Below are 21,190 nucleotides of genomic sequence, written 5' to 3' on the forward strand. Positions count from 1 at the left end.
GCGGACGTGGTCGTCGCCCGAAAGGAGAGCGAGATGTCCGGTACCGGACACGCCACGCCCCGGGCGGTGCGCAACGCGGAGCGCCGGGCCCGGGCCGACTGCACCGGGGGCGTCTACGGCTCCATGCTCGCCGCCTCCGTGATCATCGGAGCCGGCGCACTCGGATCGTTCCCGCGCCTTGAGCTGGTGCTGTTGTTGCTGCTCACGGGAGTGGCGTTCTGGATCGCGCACGTGCACGCCCAGGTGTTCGGCGCGCGGCTGACACAGCGGAGGCTGGACCTCCAGGCCGTTCTGGGGGTGTGCCGTGACGAGTGGCCGATCGTCAAGGCGGCCGTCCCGCCGGCCGCCGCCGTGGCCGTCAGTCCGCTGCTGGGGCTGGGCATCGAAGCCACCGTGTGGTTCGCGCTCGCCGTCGCCGTGGCCGGTCAGGTGGGCTGGTCCACCACCGCGGCACGGCGGGGCGGCGCCTCCCGCTCTCTGATGGCCGTCACCGCCGGGGTCAACCTGGTGCTCGGCCTGCTGATCATCTCGTTCAAGCTCTTCCTGACCCATTGACCACACACCATGGGCGTCCCGGCGCCGTACGACGGCCCCGCACACGCGCCCTCAGAGACTCTCGGCGCGGACCCGGCCGGAGCGGACGGCGGCGCCCAGCGCCTCGAAGTCCCGCTCGTTCTGGTCGGCGTACGCCTGCGCGAACCCGGTGAGCGCGCGGTCGAAGCGATCGGTCCCGCCCAGATAGGCGCCGATGGCCACGGGATCGCCGGAACGGGCGTGCGCCCGCGCCAGACAGGCACCGCACAGCTGGCCGAACAGGCGCAGCAGCCCGGGGTCCATGGTCTCCGGCCGGGCGATGCCCTTCCAGTCCCGCAGCTGCCGTACGTAGAAGTCCCGGCTTCTGCCGTCGAGTCCCACGACGCTCGTCCAGCCCAGGAAGATGTCGCTGGTCGTCTGGATCAGGCGCTGCCCCGCCACCACCCGGCGGCCCTGGTTGTCGTAGTGGTTGCCGTTCGTGTGCGCGGCGAGCACCGACTCCTGTGCCTCCTTGGCCTGCAGCAGCAGGGGGTCACCGTCGTCCCTGCCGAGCATCAGCAGGATCCAGCAGCGGGTGCCGACGCTGCCGACGCCCACCACCTTCCGGGCCATGTCCACGAGCCGGTAGTGGCGCAGCAGGTGCCTGCGTTCGGAGGACAGGGTCCGCGCGTACCCCTCCACGACGGTCCGCAGCTCCTTCTCCTCGTCGGCCTCGGAGGTGTCCGTGAGCAGATCCCGCAGCGGAGTGATCAGCGGCGGGTCCGGGGTGATCCGCCTGCCCTCGGCCGTGACCCGGGTGAGCTTCTCGAAGGCCTGGAGGTGGGTGCGTGTCCTGGCCCGCGCCGACGCGTCGGCGGTACGGTGCCTGGCCCGCTTGTCCATCGAGGAGGCCAGCAGCTTCCGCATCCGGTCGACGTCGTCCTGCGCGTACCAGATGTCGAGCGTGGTCATGCCGGCGAACTGGCGCATCCGGTCCCGGTAGGCCCGTACACAGGCCCGTACGACGAGGTTCTGCTTCGTGACGGAGAAACCGTTGGCCCGGGCGGCGATCGCGAAGCTGGCCGCCAGCCGCTTGACGTCCCATTCGAAGGGGCCGGCCAGCGTCTCGTCGAAGTCGTTGATGTCGAAGACCAGATGCCGCTCCGGCGAGGCCAGCAGCCGGAAGTTGAGCAGATGGGCGTCTCCGCAGAGCTGCACGGTCAGGCCGGAGTTCGGTACGGGCCCGAGGTCCGCGGCCATGATCGACGCGGCGCCCCGGTAGAAGCGGAACGGGGACTCCAGCATGCGTCCGTAGCGGATCGGCACCAGCTCGGTCAGCCGTGAGCGCGACTGGCGCTCTATCACCTCGACGGGGTCGGGCCGTTCCTGCTCGGCCTCGAACCAGCCGTGACACGAACGGGAGGCCCGCTTGCGCGCGTCCCTGCCGTACGCCGCCCTCTCGGCGGGGGGCAGGGAGGCCGTGAAGGCGATCGGTATGGCCATGGCGCGAACCTCCTGAACCGTCCGGACGGTGCCCGGGAGCACCCGTGCCACACGCACCTGTACCGAGCGCCTCCCCCGAGCGCCCGTACCGGGCACCCGTGCCGTCCGTTCCGCCGCACACCGGCGTACGTCTGCGCCCTCCACCTCATCGTCTCCCCGATGGGGCGGGATCACCCGCCGGGGGTGAGCCCGCCCCGCCGGGAGGGCGCGACGCTGACGGTCGCTCCACTGCGCACCGCCCGGGCGGCGGTCCGTCCGCGGCGCTGTCCGACCGCGCGAGAGGGAGCCGAGGAGCCGAGGAGGAGAGGCCATGACCGAGTCGCGTGGTCCGGCATCGCGTTCCGGACCGGCTCACCGCTCCGACGGGGCGGCCCCGGGGACGTCCGCCGATCCGGCTGAGGTGCTGGCGAAGCTCGGGCACTCCTGGACGTGGATCCTCGGTTCCGCGGTCGCCACACTCGTGCCGGGCATCCTCGTCCTGGTCTGGCCGGACGAGACGCTGCACGTCCTCGCTGTCCTGATCGGGCTCTACCTGCTGGTGACCGGGGGCTTCCGGTTCGTGGCGTCCTTCGCCCGCGACGACCTCGGCGAACGGCTGCCCGGACTGCTCCTGGCGGTGCTGTACGTCCTCGCCGGGGTGCTCTGCCTGCGGAACCCGCTGCAGACGATCGCCGCGCTCTCGCTGATCGTCGGAGTCGTCTGGCTGGTGTCCGGCATCCTCACCCTCTACACGGCCATCGTCGCCAAGGGACTGCCCCACCGGGGCTTCCTCTTCGGCGCCGCCGTGATCGGCATCCTCGCCGGCATCGTGGTGCTGGCGCTGCCCACCGAGTCGGCCCGGGCGCTGACCCGGCTGCTCGGCCTGTGGCTCGTCCTGCTCGGACTGGTGGAGGTGGTGATCGCCTTCGCCTGGCGGGCCACCTTCGGCAAGGAGCGCGCCACGCGTACGCGGGCCCCGGCCGACCGGACCGAACCGGCGAACCCCACCGGCCCCACGGCCTACACGGACCCGGCGAGCCCCGCAGGCCCCGCGAGCCCCGCCGGGAGCGACTGACACCTCCCTGCCCTCCTTCGGCGCCGGTCCGCCGCAGCGCCCGTAACCGGCTGCGGCCTCCCCGGCCCGCCGCAGCCTCCGTAACCCGTCGGCAGCGCGTCGCTGCCGGGGTGCACACCTCCGAGGAGGAGCCATGGCCCCCGACGTCCCGGACGGCAACGCCGTACCGTCCCACTCCGGCGGAGCGGAGGACACCGGTCGTGTCCTGAGCGCCGGGGAACGCTCCGAGTACGAGCGGCTGCGCCGGTCCGCGAACCTGCGCCACCGGCGGACACGCCGGCTGGGCGCGTCGATCCTTCTCCTGGTGGCGCTCCTGCTCGCGCCCCTGGCGGTCGTCTCGGCCTGGGTGCACGACACGGTCTCCGACACCGACCGGTACGTGGAGACCGTCGCCCCGCTGGCCTCGGACCCCGCCGTGCAGAAGGTGGTCATCAACCGGCTGACCGCCCGTGTGGTGGAGCAGGTGGACGTCGAGGCGGTGACGGCCTCGCTCACGAAGGTGCTCGCCGACGCGGACGCCCCACCGCGCGTGGTGGCGGGCTCCGAGGCCCTCACCGGCCCGCTGACCTCGGCGGTACGGACCGTCGTGCGCCGCAACGTCGAACGCGTGGTCACGAGCGACCTCTTCCAGCAGGTGTGGGAGGGCGCGAACCGGCGGGCGCACGCCGCCGTGCTGCGCATGCTCACCGGGGAACGCAAGGGCGCCCTGCGCGCCTCGGGGGACGCCATCGAGCTGGACATCGGATCCGTGGTGGACCAGGTGCGCCGACGCCTCGTCGACCAGGGCTTCGAGCGGGCCGCCCTCATCCCCGACAGCGACCGGACCGTGACCCTGTTCCGGACCGCCGAGCTGGCCAGGGCGCAGGACGCGATGCGGGTGCTGGACATCGTCGGCACATGGCTGCCCGTGCTCACCATCGCCCTCGCGGCCCTGGCCGTGTGGACCGCTCCCGGACACCGGCTGATGCTGCTGATCACGGCGGTCGGCATCGGCCTGATGATGGTGGCGCTGCTCATCGCCCTGCTGGCCGTGCGCCGGGTGTACCTGGACGCGGTCCCGGTCGCCACGCTGCCCCCGGACGCCGCCGCGGCGATCTTCGACACCTTCGTGCGTTTCCTGCGCGACAGCACGCGCACGCTGATCGTCGTCGCGCTGATCACGGCACTGGCCGCGTACCTGTACGGCCCCGGGCGAGCGGCCGTCGCCCTGCGCGGCGGGGTCCGGCGCGGCGCGGGTGCCGCGGGGCGGGGGCTCAGCGGGGCGGGTGTGCGCGTCGGTCCCGTGGGGCGCCGGCTGGCCGCCCGCCGGTCGTGGGCCACCGGCATCGTCATCGGGGCGGGTGCCCTGGCCCTCATCCTCTGGAACCACCCCACGGTCGGCTCCGTGGCTCTCGTCCTGGTCCTGGTCCTGGTGGCCCTGGCCGCGGTTTCGGTGCTCGTCGCCGTCACGGCCTCCGCCCCACCCGGGGACGGCACGGCTTCCGGTCACGCCGCCCCGTGAACCGTGGCCGGAACGCCCCGCCGCCCCTCCCGATCCGTACGTGGCCGACCCTCTCACCCGCTCCGGGTGAGGCCGTTGGCGCTTTGACCCGGGCACGCTGAAAATGGTGGAAAACGGCTGGGCAAACGCCCAGGACGGAGGAAAGTCATGTACCTCGCCTACGACTATCCGCTCATGAGCGTCTTCTGGTCCATGCTGGTCTTCTTCCTGTGGATCATGTGGTTCGTCCTGCTGTTCCGGATCGTCGTCGACATCTTCCGGGACGACGACATGAGCGGCTGGGCCAAGGCCGGCTGGTTGGTGTTCGTGGTCTTCCTGCCGTTCCTCGGTGTCTTCGTCTACGTGATCGCGCGGGGCAAGAACATGGGGCACCGCGAGGTGGCGCAGGCGCGTGCGCAGCAGCAGGCCTTCGACTCGTACGTCCGGGAGACCGCCCGCAGCGCGGACCGGCCGAGCAGCGTCGACGAGCTCGCCAGGCTGTCGGAGATCAAGGCCCGTGGCGACATCACGGAGGAAGAGTTCCACCGGGCGAAGGAACTGGTGCTGAGCGGCTCCGGCACCTCGGGACGGACGGGCGCCACGCATTCGGCGGCCGGTCGCTGACGGCAACGCACGACACTGAGACGAGGCATCGGTATGACTGCGACACACGCCGGCCACACGCAGCACTCGGCCAAGCGGCACTGGGCCGAAGGCCTGACGGTCTTCGCGGCCATCATGCTCATGATCGCGGGTGTGCTCGACATACTCCGGGGGATCATGGCGGTCGCCGAGGACGACCTGTTCATCAACACACCCAACTACATCTTCGAGTTCGACCTGACCTCATGGGGCTGGATCCATCTCGGCCTGGGTGCCGTCGCCGTGATCGTCAGCATCGGACTCTTCCAGGCGTCGACCTGGGCGAGGGTCGCCGGCATGGTCATCGGCGGCCTCATCATCATCGGCAACTTCCTCTCCATGCCGTACTACCCGGTCTGGTCCATCGTGATGATCGCCTTCTCGGGCTTCATCATCTGGGCCCTGAGCGTGGTCCGGGAAGAGGACTTCGACGAATCGTTCACCACGCCTCCTCGGAATCTGTGAACGATTTCCGGCACGGGTGGTGAACCGCACGGCCCGGCCCGTGCCGGTGTGGTGCAGCGCTCCCGTGCGCCGTGACCCGGTCGCCCCTGGGGGGAGGCGGCCGGGTCACGTGCGTGCGGGGTGACGCTTCGTGCGGTGCGACGTCCCGTGCGGCGCGTCCGTCACGGCGGACCGGGCGTCGGCCCCGGCGTACCGCGCGTTCGCCGGACCGTACCTGGCGCCGGCCACGGCCGCCCCACCTTCGATACGGCGTACCGTACACTGACACGCATGCCACGGAACTCCCCGTCCCTGGACCGCGCGACCCCCGACCGGATCGCCGAGGCCGCCCTGCGACTGGTCGACGAGTCCGGCCCCCACGCGCTGACCTTCCGCGCGCTGGCCGCCCGGCTGGGCATCTCCCTCGCCTCCCTCCAACGCCGCTGCACCGATCTGGCCGGACTGCTGGACCTGTGCACCGACCATCTGGCCGCCCGGCTGCCCGTGATCGAACCGGGCACCGACTGGGCCGAGGCCACCGAGACGCGGTTCACCGCCCTGTACCGCCTGCTGTCGGCGCACCCCGGCCTGGTCGCGCTGCGGGGCGCCCGCCCCTGGCTCGGCCCGCACCTGCTGGCCCGGCTCGTCGAGCCGCAGCTCGCCGACAGCCTCGCGGCCGGGATGACCCACCGGGAGGCGATCACCGTCTACCGGCGGATCTACCTGCTCACCCTCGGCAGCGCGAGTTTCGTGGACCACCGCGATCCCAAGGCCACCCAGGCGCTCACCCGCACCGCCCTCGCCTCCCTCGACCCGGCGGACCACCCGGCGCTGACCGGCGACGTGGCGGCGATCCTGCCCGTCCTGACCGACCACGAGGTCTATTACGGGGCCCTGCGCCAGCTCGTCACCGCCGCCGACCCGGCGCGGGCACCCCACCCCAGCACCCCACTCACCGGAAAGTCAGGACCCACGGCATGAGCAACAGCACGACCGCCGCCCCCGCCACCGCCGCCCGTACCTTCAGCAGCGACAACGCGGCCGGCGCCTCCCCGGAGATAGTCGACGCGGTGGTCCGGGCCGCCGCGGGCCCGGCCTCGCCCTACGGCTCCGACGGCATCACGGCCGGTGTCCGCGGCAAGCTGTCCGAGATCTTCGAACGCGACGTCGACATCCTCGTCGTCTCCACCGGCTCCGCCGCGAACGCGCTGAGCCTGGCCGCGCTCACCCCGCCCTGGGGCAGCGTCCTGTGCCACCGCGACAGCCACATCAACAACGACGAGTGCGGGGCGCCGGAGTTCTACACCGCGGGCGCGAAGCTCGTACCCCTCGGCGGCGACGACGCGAAGATCGACGCGGACGAACTCCGCGCGGCCGTCCGCAACAAGGCCGGTGACGTGCACAGCGTGGAACCCTCCGTGGTGAGCGTCACGCAGTCCACCGAGACCGGCTCCGTCTACTCCCTCGACGAACTGCGCACCCTCGGCTCGATCACCAAGGAGCAGGGCCTGCGCTTCCACATGGACGGCGCCCGGTTCGCCGGAGCCGTCGCGGCCCTCGGCGCCACCCCGGCCGACCTGACCTGGCGGGCCGGGGTCGACCTGCTGTCGTTCGGGGCCACCAAGAACGGCACGATGACCGCCGAGGCGATCGTCGTCTTCGACCGCTCCCTCACCGCCGAACTCGGCTTCCGCGCCAAGCGGGCCGGCCAGCTCGCCTCCAAGATGCGCTTCCACGCCGCCCAGCTCGACGCGTACCTGACGGACGGCCTGTGGCTGCGCAACGCGACCCACGCCAACGCCATGGCCGCCCGCCTCCAAGACGGCGTCAAGGCCATACCTGAGGTGGACCTCCTCGGCGCCGCCGAGGCCAACATCCTCTTCTGCCGACTGCCCCAGCAGGTCGTCGCGGGGCTGCTGGCCGACGGCTACGCCTTCTACCACGACCGCTGGGCGCCCGGCGTCGTCCGCTTCGTCACCTCCTTCGCGACGACCCCGCAGAGCATCGACGACCTCCTCAAGGACATCCGCCGCCACGCCGCCTGACCCGGCGGCAGGACCGCATCGGAGACGGCGGTAGGCGACGGTCGGCCTCAGTCGCCGCGGTGACGCCAGTACCAGAAGCCGGCGGCGACGAAGGCGCAGAAGAAGGCGACGGGCAGCACCAGCCCGGGAATGCGGGCCGCGTTCACGAGGCCGCCGCCGAGCGGGCGCGGGGCGATGCGTCGGTGGTTCCCATGCGTGTGCGACTCCGCTGTGGTGGGGGTACCGGGTGTGCCGGAGCGCTGTGCGGCGTACCGGGAACGCGGGAGCCGGGTGGGTTCCGCGCCCGGACGGCGTCGGCCCCATGATGGCGGAACCGGCCGGGATCCGGCCCGTTCCGGACGCGGCCGGATGTGTGTGCGATCATCTTCCGTTCGGCTCGGGTCGCCGGACGGACGACTTGAGGAGACATACGCGATGGGTACCGCCGTGCACGTCCCGCAGACCCGGGACATGATCGGGGAGGAACTCTCCGGCGACGAGGCACTCGCCGCGCTGCGCCGCTACGGAGGCCGGCGCCTCCTGGTGGACGCGTTCTCCCGCTTCCGCTACGCCGACGGCTTCACCAACGCGCGCTCCCTCGCCTTCCAGGTGGTCGTCGGCATGGTGCCGTTCACCATCGCCCTGGTGGGGGTCGCCACGACCGTCCACACCGAGAGCATCGGGCGGATCATCGAGCTGACCCTCGGCCGGATCGTGCCCGGCGCCAGCGCCGACCTGGTGGAGGAGGCCCTGGACAAGACCGCCCGCAGCGCGGGATCCGGCATCTGGGGCGCCCTCGCGATGTGGCTGGGCCTGGCCTTCGCCGTGCTCAACCTGACCTCGGCGATGGGCCAGGTCGAGCGGGGCGCCAACCGGATATACGGCATCGAGCGCGATCGCCCGTTCCTGGTCAAGTACGGCCGCTCGCTGCTCCTCGCCCTCACGGCGGGCATGCCCCTCGTGCTGGGGTTCCTCGTCCTGGTCGCCGGTGACGCGGTGGGGCGGTCGGTGGTGGAGGCCCTCGGCTGGTCCCGGGACGTGCTCGACTGGTGGGGCCCGCTCGAAGTGCCCCTGGGCGTGGTGCTGGTGTGGGTGGCCTCCGCGGTGATCTTCCGCTGGGCTCCGCGCCGGGACCAGCCCGGCTACACCTGGCTGGCCTTCGGCTCGGCAGTCCATCTGGTGCTGTGGGTCGCGGCCACCTGGCTGCTGGCGCTGTACGTCGCCGAGAGCGGGTCGTTCGGTGCCGTCTACGGTCCCCTCACCGCGTTCGTGGCCCTGCTTCTGTGGGCCAACCTCACCGGTGTCGCGCTGTTCCTCGGAGTGGCCTTCGCCGCCCAGCTCGAAGCCGCCCGCGCCGGCATCACCGACGCCGTGGAACCGGACCCGGGCCCCGGCCCCTGACCCGCGGACGGTGAAGGGCCCTTGCGGGGCAACGGCGGCCAACCGCACGTCAGCGTCGCTGAGCCGCCGGGTTCTCGGTCCGGTGGTCGTAGTACGCCCACACGGAGACCGCCACGACCGCGGTGACCGCGATCGCCACCACCCGCACCGTGCCCGAGGTGGTGAAGGCGACCAGACCGGTCGCGGCCGCTCCGCACAGCATGATCGTGCGGCTCACGAAACGCTGCCGGGGCGTCTGCGGCTCCTCGCGGTCCTTGAGGTCGTGCAGGGCGTCATGGGCCGGATGCCCGGAGCCGCGCCGGGCGCGCGCCCGGTACGCCAGTGCGTAGCTGATCAGCGCGTACAGGGCGAGGGCGCCCAGGGCCCAGAGCAGGCCCTCGGGGTCCGCGCCGCCACCACGTGCCAGATACATGACACATCTCCTCCCGTTCGGCTTCCGGATTCCCCTGAAACCCCGGGGCACGCAGGGTGCGTGTCGCGGGCCGATGGAAAAGAACGACGCACAACCCTAGGGACCGACTGGACGGTATGTCATTCTACGGAGCAGCCGAGCCGACGCCCCGGGAGATGCGATGCAGCAAGCCGTACGGTCCCGAGCCGAGCTGGGTCACGGACCGCCGTCCGCCGCGCCGTCACGTGGCCCGAGGGTCCGTTCGCTGATCGACGCCGACGCCCTTCGTGTGCTGCACCGGTCGGCCCGCGTGCTCCTGAACAACCTCCCGGAGCTGACCGACCGGCTGGTGGCGGCGCTGCGGGAACGGGAACCCGCCTACCGCAGCACCCTGGAGAGCGATCCCGCGGGCACCTGGCAGGAGGTGCACCGCTCGCTGAGGCACAGTGTCAGCTCGCTCCTCGACCCGAGGAACGCCCGCGACGCCGCACTGCGCTGCTCGTGGAAGATCGGTGCCTCCCGTGCCGAACAGGGGCTGCCGCTGGACGCGTTGCTGCACGCGTTCCGGCTCGGCGGATCGCTGATCTGGCAGGCGCTGGTCGAGGAGACCTCGCGGACCGCCCCCGAGGACGTCCGTCTGCTCGTCCATGTGGCGGCCGACGTATGGAACTTCGTCGACGAGCACTGCACCCTCGTGGCGGACGTCTACCGCAAGGTGGAGCGCCAGCACGCCTGGCGCCAGGAGCACCGGGTGCGGCTGCTGACCGCCGCCCTGCTCGACGGTACGAGCCGGATCGCGGACGTGGCCGAGACGGCCGAGGCCCTGGACCTGCCGGAACAGGGCCGGTACGCGGTGATCGCCGTCGCGGGTGGCCGACAGGCGGGCCGCACCTCCGTGCCCGGCGCCGTCGTCCCGGCCGGGGCCCGCGTGTACTGGCACACGGGGGTGGAGGTCGACCACTGCATCGTCCTGGTCGGCGACGGCGACGGTGACGGCGATCAGGACGAGCCGGTGGTGGGGCTGACCGCGCCCGCCGGCACGAGGGTCGGTGTCGGACCCGTCGTGGCGGGCCTCGCCGCGGTGGGCGACGCCCGCAGGCTGGCGGACATGGCCCTGAGCATGTGCGCGGACGACGGTGGCACCGTACGGCTGACCGAGCAGTTGCCCGCCGCCCTCGTGATGTCCTGCCCGGAGCTGGGCGGCGCGCTGGCCGAGCGGGTTCTGGGACCGCTGCTGCGTCTGGAGCCGTCCGACCGCGACATCCTGCTGGACACGCTGGCCGCGTGGCTGGACTGCGACGGCTCGGCGCAGCGGGCAAGTGCGCGGCTGTACTGCCATCGCAACACGGTCCTCAACCGGCTGAAGCGGTGCGAGCAGTTGACCGGACGGTCGCTCGCCCGCCCGGCGGACATGGTCGAGTTCAGCCTCGCGCTGACCGCCAGGCGGCTGCTGCGCGATATGTGACGCCCCGTCAAGTACGGGACGTGCGAGGCGTGATGCCCACTATGTGATCGTTTGAAAGTTACCTCAGGGTATGGCGTGACTTCTCACGGGGGTGCCAGTAGAACCCGTTTCACTCTATGAGAGTGAGGAGCCGCGCATGAACGACGATTCCCCACGTGGGACGGGCCTGAGAGGTGTGTCCCGGCGAAGATTCATCACTGGAACTGGTTCTTTTCTTGGTTCGGCCGCGCTCGCCGGGCAACTGACCCCGGCGCACGCCGCCACCTCGGCCGCGGCGGCGGTGATCGAACCGGGGGCGCATGTGCCCGCCCTCGTGATCGGCACCGGATACGGCGGTTCGGTGGCCGCCCTGCGCCTGGCCCAGGCGGGCGTCGACGTCCACATGATCGAGATGGGCATGGCCTGGGACACCCCCGGCTCCGACGGCAAGATCTTCGCCAACACGACCAGCCCCGACTACCGGTCCTACTGGCTGCGCACCAGGACGAAGCAGCCGCTCAGCAACTTCCTCGGCTTCCCCATCGACAAGGACATCCCCCGCTACACCGGCATCCTGGACGCCGAGGAGATGGGCGGCATCATCGTCTACCAGGGCCGCGGTGTCGGCGGTGGCTCGCTGGTCAACGGAGGCATGGCGGTCACTCCGAAGCGGGAGAACTTCGCCGCCGTCCTGCCGTCGGTCGACGCCGCCCAGATGTACTCCGTCTACTACCCGCGCGCCAACGCGGGCCTCGGGGTCGCCACGGTCGACCCCACCTGGTTCGAGACCGCCGACTGCTACCAGTACGCGCGGGTCGGCCGTAAGCACGCGGAGCGTTCGGGCTTCCCGTTCGTCTTCGTGCCCGACGTGTACGACTGGGACTACATGGAGCAGGAGGCAGCCGGGACCGTACCGAAGTCCGCGCTCGCGGGCGAGATCCTCTATGGCAACAACTACGGCAAGAAGTCCCTGCAGAAGACCTATCTCGCCAGGGCGAAGGCGACCGGGCGGGTCGCCGTCTCACCACTCCACAAGGTCACTTCGGTCGCCCCGGCCTCCGGCGGCGGCTACACGGTCGTCATCGACCAGCTCAACACCACCGGCGGCACCACGGCCACCAAGACCGTCACCGCCGACCGGGTGTTCTTCGCGGCCGGCAGCGTCGGCACCAGCAAGCTCCTGGTCAGGCTGAAGGCCACCGGCGCCCTGCCCGGCCTCAACAGCGAGGTGGGCAAGGGCTGGGGCGACAACGGCAACGTGATGTGCGGCCGCGCCAACCATCTGTGGGACCCCACCGGCGCCGTGCAGTCGTCCATCCCGTGCTCCGGCATCGACAACTGGGCCGCGGGCGGCGCGTTCGCCGAGGTGGCCCCCCTGCCCACGGGCATCGAGACCTACGCCTCGTTCTATCTGTCGATCACCAAGAACCCCAACCGCGCCCAGTTCTCGTACAACGCGGGGACGGGCAACGTCGACCTCAACTGGCAGACGGCCTGGAAGCAGCCGTCCATCGACATGGCCAAGACGATCTTCGACAAGATCAACGCCAAGGAGGGCACGATCTACCGGACCGACCTGTTCGGCACCTACAAGATCTGGGGCGACCACCTCACGTACCACCCCCTCGGGGGAGCGGTGCTCAACAAGGCGACCGACAACTACGGCCGCCTGCAAGGGTATCCGGGCCTGTACGTCATCGACGGCTCCCTCATCCCGGGCAACACCAGCGTCAACCCGTTCGTCACCATCACGGCGCTCGCCGAACGCAACATCGAAGCGATCATCGCCGCGGACCTGTAACGACGGCCGGGGTGAGCGGCCGGGGCCGCCCGGACCACCGGACGGCCCCGGACCGCCGGCTCAGTGCCCCGGCAGTACGCACATGGCGTCGAGCCCCAGCACGCGGTTGAGCCGTCCGAACGCCAGCCACGATCCGAGACTCATGGTGAGTTCCACGATCTCGGCCTGGCTGTAGTGCGCGGTCATCCGGTCCCAGAACTCCTCGTCGAGGCCGTGATGGTCCAGGGTGTACCGCTCCGCGTACTCGGCGGCGAGGCGGGTGCGCTCGTCGAAGGCGTCGGTCGTACGCCACTTCGCCACCGCGTCGGCGAACTCCTCCTCGACCTTGAGCCCGTCCCGCTCGGTCCGCCAGTCGAGGCAGAAGAGGCAGCCGTTGATCTGCGCGATCCGCAGCCGCGCGGCCTCGAACTCGCGCAGCCCCAGGGTCGTATGGGCGTAGACGGCCAGCGAGAAGTTCGCGGCGGCGGGCCCGATACCGGGGACGAGGTCGCCCCACACGTACTCGATCGCGTTCCTGCCCTCGGGAATGTCGACGTTCATCCGGGACTCCTTCGCGTGCGCGGTGTCACTTCCTGCCGAGCCTTCCGACCGCCGGAAGCAGCGGGACGTCGAGCGCGTCGTACAGTCCTGGCTCCGCGGCCACGAGCCACTCGATGGCACCCACCAGCCGGCCGACCGCCGTGGCGTTCCCGCCCGCGGACCGGTTCTCGCCCTCGTCGGTCGCCTCGACGGTGATCTCGATCCGCGGGCGGCCCTCGATGATCACGCGATGGGCCCCGTCGCCGTTCGGCGGAACCGGCCAGTCCGGCGCGCAGGACGGATGGATCCGGGTGACGTGCTCGATCACGATCCGGGGCTCGCCCTCGACGACCCCCTGCACCTCGAAGCGCACCGCGCCCTGGGTGCCGGCCTCGAACTCGCCCATCGTCCGGGTGCTCACGGTGGTGTCGAGCGGGCGGCGCTGCAGGGTCTCGCGGATCTCGTCGACCTCGACACCCAGGGCGCGGGCCATCAGCCGTATCTGCCCGCCCCACACCATGGTCGGGATCGACGGGGCGAGCATCAGCGGCTCGTAGTCCATCGGCTGCCCCATCCCGACCAGGAACCGCACCGACTCCTCCTGCTCGTACGTGGAGTAGTCGAAGATCTCCTGGCAGCGGATGCCGTCGACGACCGTGCCGAGACCGCTCATCAGCAGGGGCAGGACGTCGTTGCCCCAGCCGGGGTCGACGCCGGAGACGAACAGCGACCCGCCGCCGTCCGCGACGGCGGCCAGTACGGGGTCACGGAACTCGGGTGGGGCGTTGCGCTGGTCGTAGAGCGGATAGAGGGACGGTGTGACGACCACGGCGCCGCCGCGGATCGCCCTGCCGATGTCGGCCAGCGCCTCGTCGGGCCGGATGTCGCCCGAGGCCGCGTACACGACGGCGCCGGGGGCCGCGGCCAGTACGGCGTCGACGTCGTCGGTCGCCGGGACACCGAGGCCCCGGCCGAGACCGCCGAGCTCGCCCGCGTCGCGCCCGACCTTGTCGGGGCTGTGGACGAGCACGGCCGCGAGATCGAGCGCCGGATGGGCCTCGACCGCACGGATCGCGGCGCGGCCGACATTGCCGGTACCCCAGACCACCGTGGGAATCATGCGCGGAGCGTAACCTGACGAGTCGTCAGTTTCCATAGTCCTGCGCGGACCTCGCCCGCCACTTCGCGCGGCGCGCTCCCGTGAGGCTTCACGGGTGTCGGATGTCCGTAGGTAACGGTTTTCCGGCGGTGCCGCCGTGCCGTTGCCTGACGGGCCCTCCGTGATAGTCTTGATCGAGTTGCAGTTGTAGTTCCCGCACACTTCAAGTGCCGCAGGCGAATTCGTATTCGTCGGGCACTTTTGTATTTCCGGCGTTCCATTCCGGACGGGGTCAATTGCGGCGTCACAGGGGTCCACACAGTGCGGGCCCCCGGGTACTGCCCCGAAAGGGATATGACATGGCTAGTGGAACCGTGAAGTGGTTCAACTCGGAAAAGGGCTTCGGCTTTATCGAGCAGGACGGCGGCGGCCCCGACGTCTTCGCCCACTACTCGAACATCGCCACCCAGGGCTTCCGCGAGCTCCAGGAAGGCCAGAAGGTGACCTTCGACGTCACGCAGGGCCAGAAGGGCCCGCAGGCGGAGAACATCGTTCCTGCCTGATGTTGTAGCGCACAAGGCAGCTGGGGTCCCACTTAGCGTGGGGCCCCAGCTTGTTGCTTTTTCAAAGGCCTGGGGGACCGCCCCGCGGGCCCACCGACGGCCGGTCCGGTCCACGCGTTCTCCGCACTCCCGATCCGGCCCTTTGATCCGCCCCCTTCTCCATTCCGGGGATTCCCGCCGCCCGACACCGTCTTACGGTGTGCCGAGTCGGCTGGGCAGGCCTGCTCTTATCTTGCATCCGGCTCGTTCTTGCAATTCGTTCGGCTCGTACACGCCGAGAATTCCTCGATACGTGCCATATCGAGGAAGGTTCTTCATGAACCGCTCAGCTCGTACGAATGATCGTTTCTCAAACAACCGCAAGGACGGCTTCGGCGGCTCCGACCGCGGCGGCCGGTCCCGCTCGCAGGGCCAGGGGCGCCCCGTCGGCCGCTCCGGCGGCAGCGGACGGCGGCCCGCAGCGTTGCAGGGGGAGTTCGCGCCGCCCGCCACCCTCACCCCCGCCCTCCCGGCGGTGTCGACCTTCGCCGAACTGGGCCTGCCCGCCGAGCTGCTGGAGACGCTCACCGGCCTCGGCGTGGTGGAGCCCTTCCCGATCCAGGCCGCCACGCTGCCCAACTCCCTCGCGGGCCGCGACGTGCTGGGCCGTGGCCGCACCGGCTCGGGCAAGACGCTCGCCTTCGGCCTGGCCCTCCTCGTCCGCACGGCCGGACGGCGCGCCGAGCCGAAGAAGCCGCTCGCCCTGGTCCTCGTCCCCACCCGTGAGCTGGCCCAGCAGGTCACCGACGCGCTCACGCCGTACGCCCGGGCGCTGAAGCTGCGGATGGCCACCGTGGTCGGCGGGATGTCGATCGGCCGGCAGGCCGGTGCGCTGCGTTCCGGCGCCGAGGTCGTCGTCGCGACCCCCGGCCGTCTCACGGACCTCGTCGAGCGCAAGGACTGCCGTCTGGACCGGGTCGGCATCACGGTCCTGGACGAGGCGGACCAGATGGCCGACATGGGCTTCATGCCCCAGGTCACCGCCCTCCTCGACATGGTGAAGCCGGAGGGGCAGCGGATGCTGTTCTCCGCGACGCTGGACCGCAACATCGACCTCCTGGTCCGCGGCTACCTCCACGATCCGGTGGTCCACTCGGTCGACCCGTCGGCCGGTGCCGTCACCACGATGGAGCACCACGTGCTGTACGTGCACGGGGCGGACAAGTACGCCACCGCCACGGAGATCGCCGCCCGCGACGGACGCGTGCTGATGTTCCTCGACACCAAGCACGCCGTCGACCAGTTCACCAAGCACCTGCTCGGCAGCGGTGTGAAGGCCGGGGCCCTGCACGGCGGCAAGTCGCAGCCCCAGCGCAACCGCACCCTGGCCCAGTTCAAGAGCGGCGCGGTCACCGTGCTGGTGGCGACCAACGTCGCGGCCCGCGGCATCCACGTCGACGATCTCGACCTCGTCGTCAACGTCGACCCGCCCGCCGACCACAAGGACTACCTGCACCGCGGCGGCCGTACGGCGCGCGCGGGCGAGTCCGGCAGTGTCGTCACGCTGGTCATGCCCAATCAGCGGCGCGACATGACCCGCCTGATGTCCGACGCCCGTATCCGCCCGCAGGTCACCCAGGTCCGCTCCGGCGAGGCCGAGCTGAGCCGTATCACCGGCGCCCAGAAGCCCTCCGGTGTCCCCGTCGCCGGGAGCGGGCAGACCGCGGAGCGTCCCCCGCGCGGCGGTGCCCCCTTCCGGGGCATGGGCACCCGTCCGGGCCGTGCCGGTGGCGAGTCCCGCAGGACGGCCGAAGCGCGTCAGACCGCGGAGGCCCGCAAGGCCGCCCGGATCCGCCGGGGCGCGTGAACCGGACGGTCGAAACGCACGTTTGTGCGAGGGGCGGGCGCTTCGAGCGGCGGCGAGCGCGGAGATCCACCATTCTGGACGCAGATGCGATCACATTGCCCACATCGGGGAAGTCGAGTCCCATGACTGAATCAGAGTTTCCGCCGGAAAGCCGCCCCGTGGACCTTTACCTCGATCTGCTGCGTGTCCGTATGAACCCGACGGACTACGCGATGCTGCTGCGCATGGTCGAACCCGTCCTCGAAGCGATGCAGGAGCAACGCGCCGGACCCATCGAGCTGAGCCTCGACGGCGAGGAGGGCTCCAAGGTCTCGCAGGAGGTCCGTGACGAGGCGTCCCTCGTCGTGGCGGTCGCCGTCACCGGGCGCATGGACAACCAGATCGTCGAGATCGAGACCGAGGAGGGCGGACCCGTCAGGGTCGTGACCGACTCGGGCACCGCGGCCGATCCCGCCCGGTGCCAGGAGATCGCCGACTTCATCGGGGAGCGCCAGCGCCAGGACGAGGAACTGCGCGGCATCGCCGAGGTGAGCGGTCTGCCCACCGACGTCTGACGTCGGCTGTCCCGCACCGCACCGCACCGCACCCGTCCCGTGCCAGACGCGTCACACGGCACGGGTTCTCGCCGTGCCCGGGGCACGGCCCTGCGATGCTGTCGCCCGTGTCGATCACTTCGTCCGCGCCGGAACCCATCACGCCCGACGCCCCGGTCCTGCTGCGCCGACCCCTGCTCACCCAGCAGTGGCTGGACCTGACCTTCGTGCACTGGGCCGTGGATCCGGCGGCCGTGGCGGGGCTGCTGCCGGCCGGAACCACCCCTGACACCTTCGACGGCGTCACCTACGTCGGCCTGGTCGCCTTCCGTATGCACCGGGTGGGCTGGCTGCGACTGCCCGGCGTGCCCTACTTCGGCTCCTTCCCGGAGACCAACGTGCGGCTGTACTCGGTCGACGCGTACGGGCGGCGCGGTGTGGTCTTCCGGTCCATGGACGCCTCCCGGCTCGTACCGGTGCTCATGGGCCGCCTCGGCTTCCGCCTGCCCTACGTGTGGTCCCGCATGTCCGTGCGGACCGGCCAGGACACGGTCGCCTACGCCAGCGCGCGGCGTCTGCCGGGCCCGCGGGGCGTCTACAGCCGCCTCGTCGTCAGGCCGGGGGAGCGGATAGCGGAACCGACCGGCCTCGAACACTTCCTCACCGCCCGGTGGGGCATGCACAAGCCGTTCTTCGGCGACGCCGGGTTCCTGCCGAACGACCATCCGCGCTGGCCGCTGCACCGCGCGACGCTGGTCGAGTGCGAGGAGAACCTCGTCGGCTCGGCCGGTCTGCCGGCGCCGACGGGCGAGCCGGTGAGCGTGCTGTACTCACCGGGAGTCCCCGTACGCCTCGGCCGCGCGACGACGGGCCCGCCGCGCCGATGAGGGCCGGTCCCGGAGCGGATGACCGGGCGGTCAGCGGTGGCGGTCGGGCTTCGCGCGGCGGGTGGCGAGCAGGAGCGCTATGTCGTCCGGGCGGTTGGCCACGTGGCGGGCCTTCGCGGTGAGCCGGTCGGCGACCCCCGCGAGCGAGCGGCCCCCGGGGCGGCCGGCGGGGGAGCCCGCCCGGGCCAGGGCGACACGCAGCGCGGTGATCCCCTCGTCGATGTCGACGCCGGGTGTCTCGACCAGGCCGTCCGTGTAGAGCGCGAGGATCGCGCCGGGCTCCAGGTGCAGTTCCGTCACCGGGTACCGGGCCTGCGGATCCACCCCGAGGACGACACCGCCGGGGATCTCCAGGACATGCGTGCGGCCGTCCGGGAAGCGCAGGATCGGCGGCGGATGACCGGCCCGGGCCACCCGGGCCTGACCGGTGAGCGGATCGAGACGGATGTAGCAGCAGCTGGCGAACAGACCGGGATCGAGGTCGATCAGCAGATGGTTGGTGCCGCTCATGACCTCGTCCGGCGGCCGGTCACCGAGCGCGAAGGCCCGTACGGCGCTGCGCAGTTGACCCATCGTGGCGGCGGCCTGGACACCGTGCCCCTGGACGTCGCCGATGACCAGCGCGAGCCCGTCGCCCGACTCGACGACGTCGTACCAGTCCCCTCCCACCTCCATGCCCTGCGTGCCCGGCAGATAGCGCCCGACCGTCTCCACCCGCGGGTGGGCGGAGAGGCGGCGGGGGAGAAGCGCCTGCTGCAGCCCGCGGGCGAGGGCGGCCTCGGTGTCGTAGCGCTGGGCCTTCTCCATGGCGTGCGCGATCAGCCCGGCGAGGGCCGTGAGCACCGTACGTTCCTCGGTGCTGAAGCCGCGGGGGCGGTCGAAGCCCAGGATGCAGGAGCCGACCGGACGCCCGGAGGCGATCAGGGGCAGGAAGGCGCGGGAGCCCTCGGTCGCGTCGAGGGGGACGCCCGGGTAGGCGGTCGCGAGCTGCTGCATCGACTCGAAGAAGAGCGGGCGGCCACTGGTGAGGGTCTCCACCCCCGGCAGCCGCGCGTCGAGGCCGACGCCTTCGAACGGCGCGAGGAACCCCTGCGGGAAGCCCGTCTCCCAGGCCAGGTAGAGGTGCCGGTCCTGGAGCAGATAGATGGCGAGCCGGCCGCCCCCGAAGGCGGGCAGCAGCTCCTGCATCACGACCGCGGACACCTGGCGCGCGGTGACCGCCTCGGTCAGCGCGATCGCGAGGACGATCGGCCGGTACAGCGGCGCCATGGAGGTCACCTTGGCGGCGGCCCCGTCGGGCAGGGGCACACCGGCCGCCGAGGACCCCTCGGACGGCGGCGCGAGTCCGGGAACCGGGTCGGCCATCCGGTTGGCGGGCACGACGGTGCAGGTCAGGATGTCGGGCCCGGGATAGACGGAGACCGCGAGCCAGTCACCGCCCCCGTGGAACTCCGGGGCCGAGTCCTCGCCGTACCGCAGGGGACGTACGACGTGGAAGTGCACCGGCTCCAGCGACAGCAGTGCCTCGCGCAGATGGTCCTCGTAGGCGGAGCGCTCCAGCCACGGCACCTCCTCGCCCAGGGGACGGCCCAGGAGGCGCGTCCGCGGGCGGCCCAGGAGCCGGGCGGCCTGCTCGTTCGCGTAGACGATGAGCCCCAGCCGGTCGAGGCAGAACACCCCCTCGGGGAGCAGATCGGCCGCTCCGTCCGCCGCCGACCCGATGTCCGGGTCGAGGACGAGGCCGCGGACCGCGCACGGTCCGGGCGAGACGGCCGTGTCCTCCGGATTCCACAGTTCCAGCAGCCGCAGGCCGCCGTCGGACGCGTGCACCGGCAGGGGAAGGGGTGGTGGTCGGCCCGCGGCGGTCTCCCGTAACGCGGTCAGCACCTGATGGGAGTCGGCGGCGGCCACGGCGTCCGCGAGCGCCTGCGGGGTGTCCGTGCATCTGCCCGGCGCCACACCGAGCAGGGCGTGCAGACGGCTGTCCGCGGTCACGACGTCGGACACCGGATCCCAGGTGAACCGTCCGATGCGCCCGGAGGGAGGATGCGTGGCCGGTGGCCGTACGCAGAGCGGTTCGCCGTCCCAGGCGATGTCCGGCTCACCGTCCTCCTCCAGCTTCCACAGGGCCTGGCCCAGGTCCTCGGCCAGCTGCGCCATGCGGTCACGGTCGGGCAGGACCTCGGTGGCGTCCGAGGCGGAGGGCCGCAGGATGGTCAGTACGCCGTACGTCGTCGACCTGCCCACGACCGGTACGTACAGGGAGCCGAACTGGAACGGCAGGCTCGCCGCGAACTGGGGATAGCGCCGCATCGTTTCTGTCGCGTCCGCGAGCACCACCTGGACGCCCAGCCGGAAGGCGTCCGCCACGGGGAACCTGCGGTCCACGTGCAGCCGCCACCAGGGGCGGAACAGCGGTCCCGGCAGCCCGGAGAGCACGGCGAGCCGCAGCAGCCCCGGTGTGCCGGAGCGCAGGTACACACCGCCCGCGAAGCCGCCGGCCGCGCTGATCGCCTCCGTGGTGATCCCGGTGAGCAGCGGGTCCAGGCGTCCGGGGATCCGGGTCTCGTGCTCGGCTCTCCCAGTCATCGGCCCTACCTCGTCCGTGCGCCGCCCGGGTGGCTGACACAGCAAGAATGCGCCACGAGGCCCCCCGCCTGCACCCGGGAGAGGCACTGTGCGCGTGAATTCGATGAGGCTACCGGGGTGTACGCGAACCGTGGGCGTCCGGTGGGGACTGCTGTTCCCCGATTCACCCGGCCCTGGCACCGGACCGCACGAGGTACGGGCAGAAGAGGCTGGTCGGGTGCCTTGTCGGCCCGCCGCGCGGAACAGTCCGCATTTCCCGCCGAAGGAGGGGAACGTGGAACGTGGATCACATACGAGCCGGGAGAGGTGGACCGGAACAGCTCATGGAGCAGATCACGGAGCGGATCCGGTCGAGGGAGCGACCACATGGGATCAGGACAACCGCGGAGTTCGTCGCGGACCGCCTGTCCCGTGCGGCCCGTACCCGCCCTCGACGACCCGGCGCAGCCTCGTAAGG

At 71.5% G+C, this 21,190-nt stretch carries 19 protein-coding genes; 14 read left to right on the forward strand and 5 right to left on the reverse strand.

Annotated features, from left to right (window positions below):
• Nucleotides 1–33: 33 nt before the first annotated feature.
• Entirely contained in the window at nt 34–555 is a 522-nt protein-coding gene (locus tag ACFVH5_RS13315) for a hypothetical protein (RefSeq protein WP_385833719.1), read from the forward strand.
• 51 nt (nt 556–606) lie between these two features.
• On the opposite strand, the gene ACFVH5_RS13320 is transcribed toward ACFVH5_RS13315, so the two are convergent.
• Entirely contained in the window at nt 607–2,016 is a 1,410-nt protein-coding gene (locus ACFVH5_RS13320; protein WP_385833685.1) for a DUF2252 domain-containing protein, read from the reverse strand.
• 310 nt (nt 2,017–2,326) lie between these two features.
• Between ACFVH5_RS13320 and ACFVH5_RS13325 the strand changes: the two genes are divergently transcribed.
• The 7 genes from ACFVH5_RS13325 to ACFVH5_RS13355 all read left to right on the forward strand — a co-directional run bounded on the left by ACFVH5_RS13325 (nt 2,327) and on the right by ACFVH5_RS13355 (nt 9,061).
• On the forward strand, nt 2,327–3,070 hold the full coding sequence (locus ACFVH5_RS13325; RefSeq protein WP_385833687.1) for an HdeD family acid-resistance protein: 744 nt from the start codon (nt 2,327–2,329) through the stop codon (nt 3,068–3,070).
• Between the two features lie 133 nt (nt 3,071–3,203).
• Nucleotides 3,204–4,571, forward strand: a complete 1,368-nt coding sequence (locus ACFVH5_RS13330; protein WP_385833688.1) for a hypothetical protein — start codon at nt 3,204–3,206, stop codon at nt 4,569–4,571.
• 147 nt (nt 4,572–4,718) lie between these two features.
• Nucleotides 4,719–5,174, forward strand: coding sequence for an SHOCT domain-containing protein (locus tag ACFVH5_RS13335; RefSeq protein ID WP_385833690.1), 456 nt, complete (start codon nt 4,719–4,721; stop codon nt 5,172–5,174).
• A gap of 33 nt (nt 5,175–5,207) precedes the next feature.
• A complete protein-coding gene (locus ACFVH5_RS13340) occupies nt 5,208–5,657 on the forward strand; it encodes a hypothetical protein (RefSeq protein WP_385833692.1) in 450 nt (149 codons plus the stop codon).
• Between the two features lie 270 nt (nt 5,658–5,927).
• Nucleotides 5,928–6,617, forward strand: a complete 690-nt coding sequence (locus ACFVH5_RS13345) for a TetR/AcrR family transcriptional regulator (RefSeq protein WP_385833694.1) — start codon at nt 5,928–5,930, stop codon at nt 6,615–6,617.
• Nucleotides 6,614–7,681, forward strand: a complete 1,068-nt coding sequence (locus ACFVH5_RS13350) for a threonine aldolase family protein (protein WP_385833696.1) — start codon at nt 6,614–6,616, stop codon at nt 7,679–7,681. Before ACFVH5_RS13345 ends, ACFVH5_RS13350 begins: the two co-directional genes overlap by 4 nt.
• A 414-nt stretch (nt 7,682–8,095) precedes the next feature.
• A complete protein-coding gene (locus ACFVH5_RS13355; protein ID WP_385833697.1) occupies nt 8,096–9,061 on the forward strand; it encodes a YihY/virulence factor BrkB family protein in 966 nt (321 codons plus the stop codon).
• Between the two features lie 49 nt (nt 9,062–9,110).
• On the opposite strand, the gene ACFVH5_RS13360 is transcribed toward ACFVH5_RS13355, so the two are convergent.
• The gene (locus ACFVH5_RS13360; protein ID WP_385833698.1) at nt 9,111–9,473 is read right to left on the reverse strand and encodes a hypothetical protein; all 363 of its coding nucleotides are present in this window, start codon (nt 9,471–9,473) and stop codon (nt 9,111–9,113) included.
• A gap of 160 nt (nt 9,474–9,633) precedes the next feature.
• Between ACFVH5_RS13360 and ACFVH5_RS13365 the strand changes: the two genes are divergently transcribed.
• Both ACFVH5_RS13365 and ACFVH5_RS13370 read left to right on the forward strand, forming a co-directional pair.
• Nucleotides 9,634–10,917 (forward strand): PucR family transcriptional regulator, encoded by a 1,284-nt coding sequence (locus ACFVH5_RS13365; RefSeq protein ID WP_385833699.1) that lies wholly within the window; start codon nt 9,634–9,636, stop codon nt 10,915–10,917.
• Nucleotides 10,918–11,053: 136 nt separating this feature from the next.
• Nucleotides 11,054–12,697, forward strand: coding sequence for a GMC oxidoreductase (locus tag ACFVH5_RS13370; RefSeq protein WP_385833701.1), 1,644 nt, complete (start codon nt 11,054–11,056; stop codon nt 12,695–12,697).
• A gap of 60 nt (nt 12,698–12,757) precedes the next feature.
• On the opposite strand, the gene ACFVH5_RS13375 is transcribed toward ACFVH5_RS13370, so the two are convergent.
• Complete coding sequence (locus ACFVH5_RS13375) at nt 12,758–13,237, reverse strand: carboxymuconolactone decarboxylase family protein (RefSeq protein WP_384802855.1); 480 nt, start codon at nt 13,235–13,237, stop codon at nt 12,758–12,760.
• A gap of 25 nt (nt 13,238–13,262) precedes the next feature.
• Nucleotides 13,263–14,336, reverse strand: coding sequence for a dihydrodipicolinate reductase (locus ACFVH5_RS13380; RefSeq protein WP_385833703.1), 1,074 nt, complete (start codon nt 14,334–14,336; stop codon nt 13,263–13,265).
• A 338-nt stretch (nt 14,337–14,674) separates the two neighbouring features.
• Between ACFVH5_RS13380 and ACFVH5_RS13385 the strand changes: the two genes are divergently transcribed.
• The 4 genes from ACFVH5_RS13385 to ACFVH5_RS13400 all read left to right on the forward strand — a co-directional run bounded on the left by ACFVH5_RS13385 (nt 14,675) and on the right by ACFVH5_RS13400 (nt 18,144).
• The gene (locus tag ACFVH5_RS13385; RefSeq protein ID WP_107014974.1) at nt 14,675–14,878 is read left to right on the forward strand and encodes a cold-shock protein; all 204 of its coding nucleotides are present in this window, start codon (nt 14,675–14,677) and stop codon (nt 14,876–14,878) included.
• A 316-nt stretch (nt 14,879–15,194) separates the two neighbouring features.
• On the forward strand, nt 15,195–16,724 hold the full coding sequence (locus ACFVH5_RS13390; protein ID WP_385833704.1) for a DEAD/DEAH box helicase: 1,530 nt from the start codon (nt 15,195–15,197) through the stop codon (nt 16,722–16,724).
• Between the two features lie 122 nt (nt 16,725–16,846).
• Nucleotides 16,847–17,278: a hypothetical protein gene (locus ACFVH5_RS13395; RefSeq protein WP_384802846.1), complete on the forward strand. Its 432-nt coding sequence runs from the start codon at nt 16,847–16,849 to the stop codon at nt 17,276–17,278.
• Nucleotides 17,279–17,373: 95 nt separating this feature from the next.
• Nucleotides 17,374–18,144 carry a YqjF family protein gene (locus ACFVH5_RS13400; protein WP_385833706.1) on the forward strand — a complete coding sequence of 257 codons (771 nt, stop codon included), beginning with the start codon at nt 17,374–17,376 and terminating at the stop codon, nt 18,142–18,144.
• 30 nt (nt 18,145–18,174) lie between these two features.
• Here ACFVH5_RS13400 and ACFVH5_RS13405 read toward each other — a convergent pair whose 3' ends face one another.
• Nucleotides 18,175–20,733, reverse strand: coding sequence for a SpoIIE family protein phosphatase (locus ACFVH5_RS13405; protein ID WP_385833708.1), 2,559 nt, complete (start codon nt 20,731–20,733; stop codon nt 18,175–18,177).
• Nucleotides 20,734–21,190: the final 457 nt, after the last annotated feature.

It is taken from the genome of Streptomyces sp. NPDC127119, assembly GCF_042677425.1.
In the GTDB taxonomy this organism is placed as follows: Bacteria; Actinomycetota; Actinomycetes; order Streptomycetales; family Streptomycetaceae; genus Streptomyces.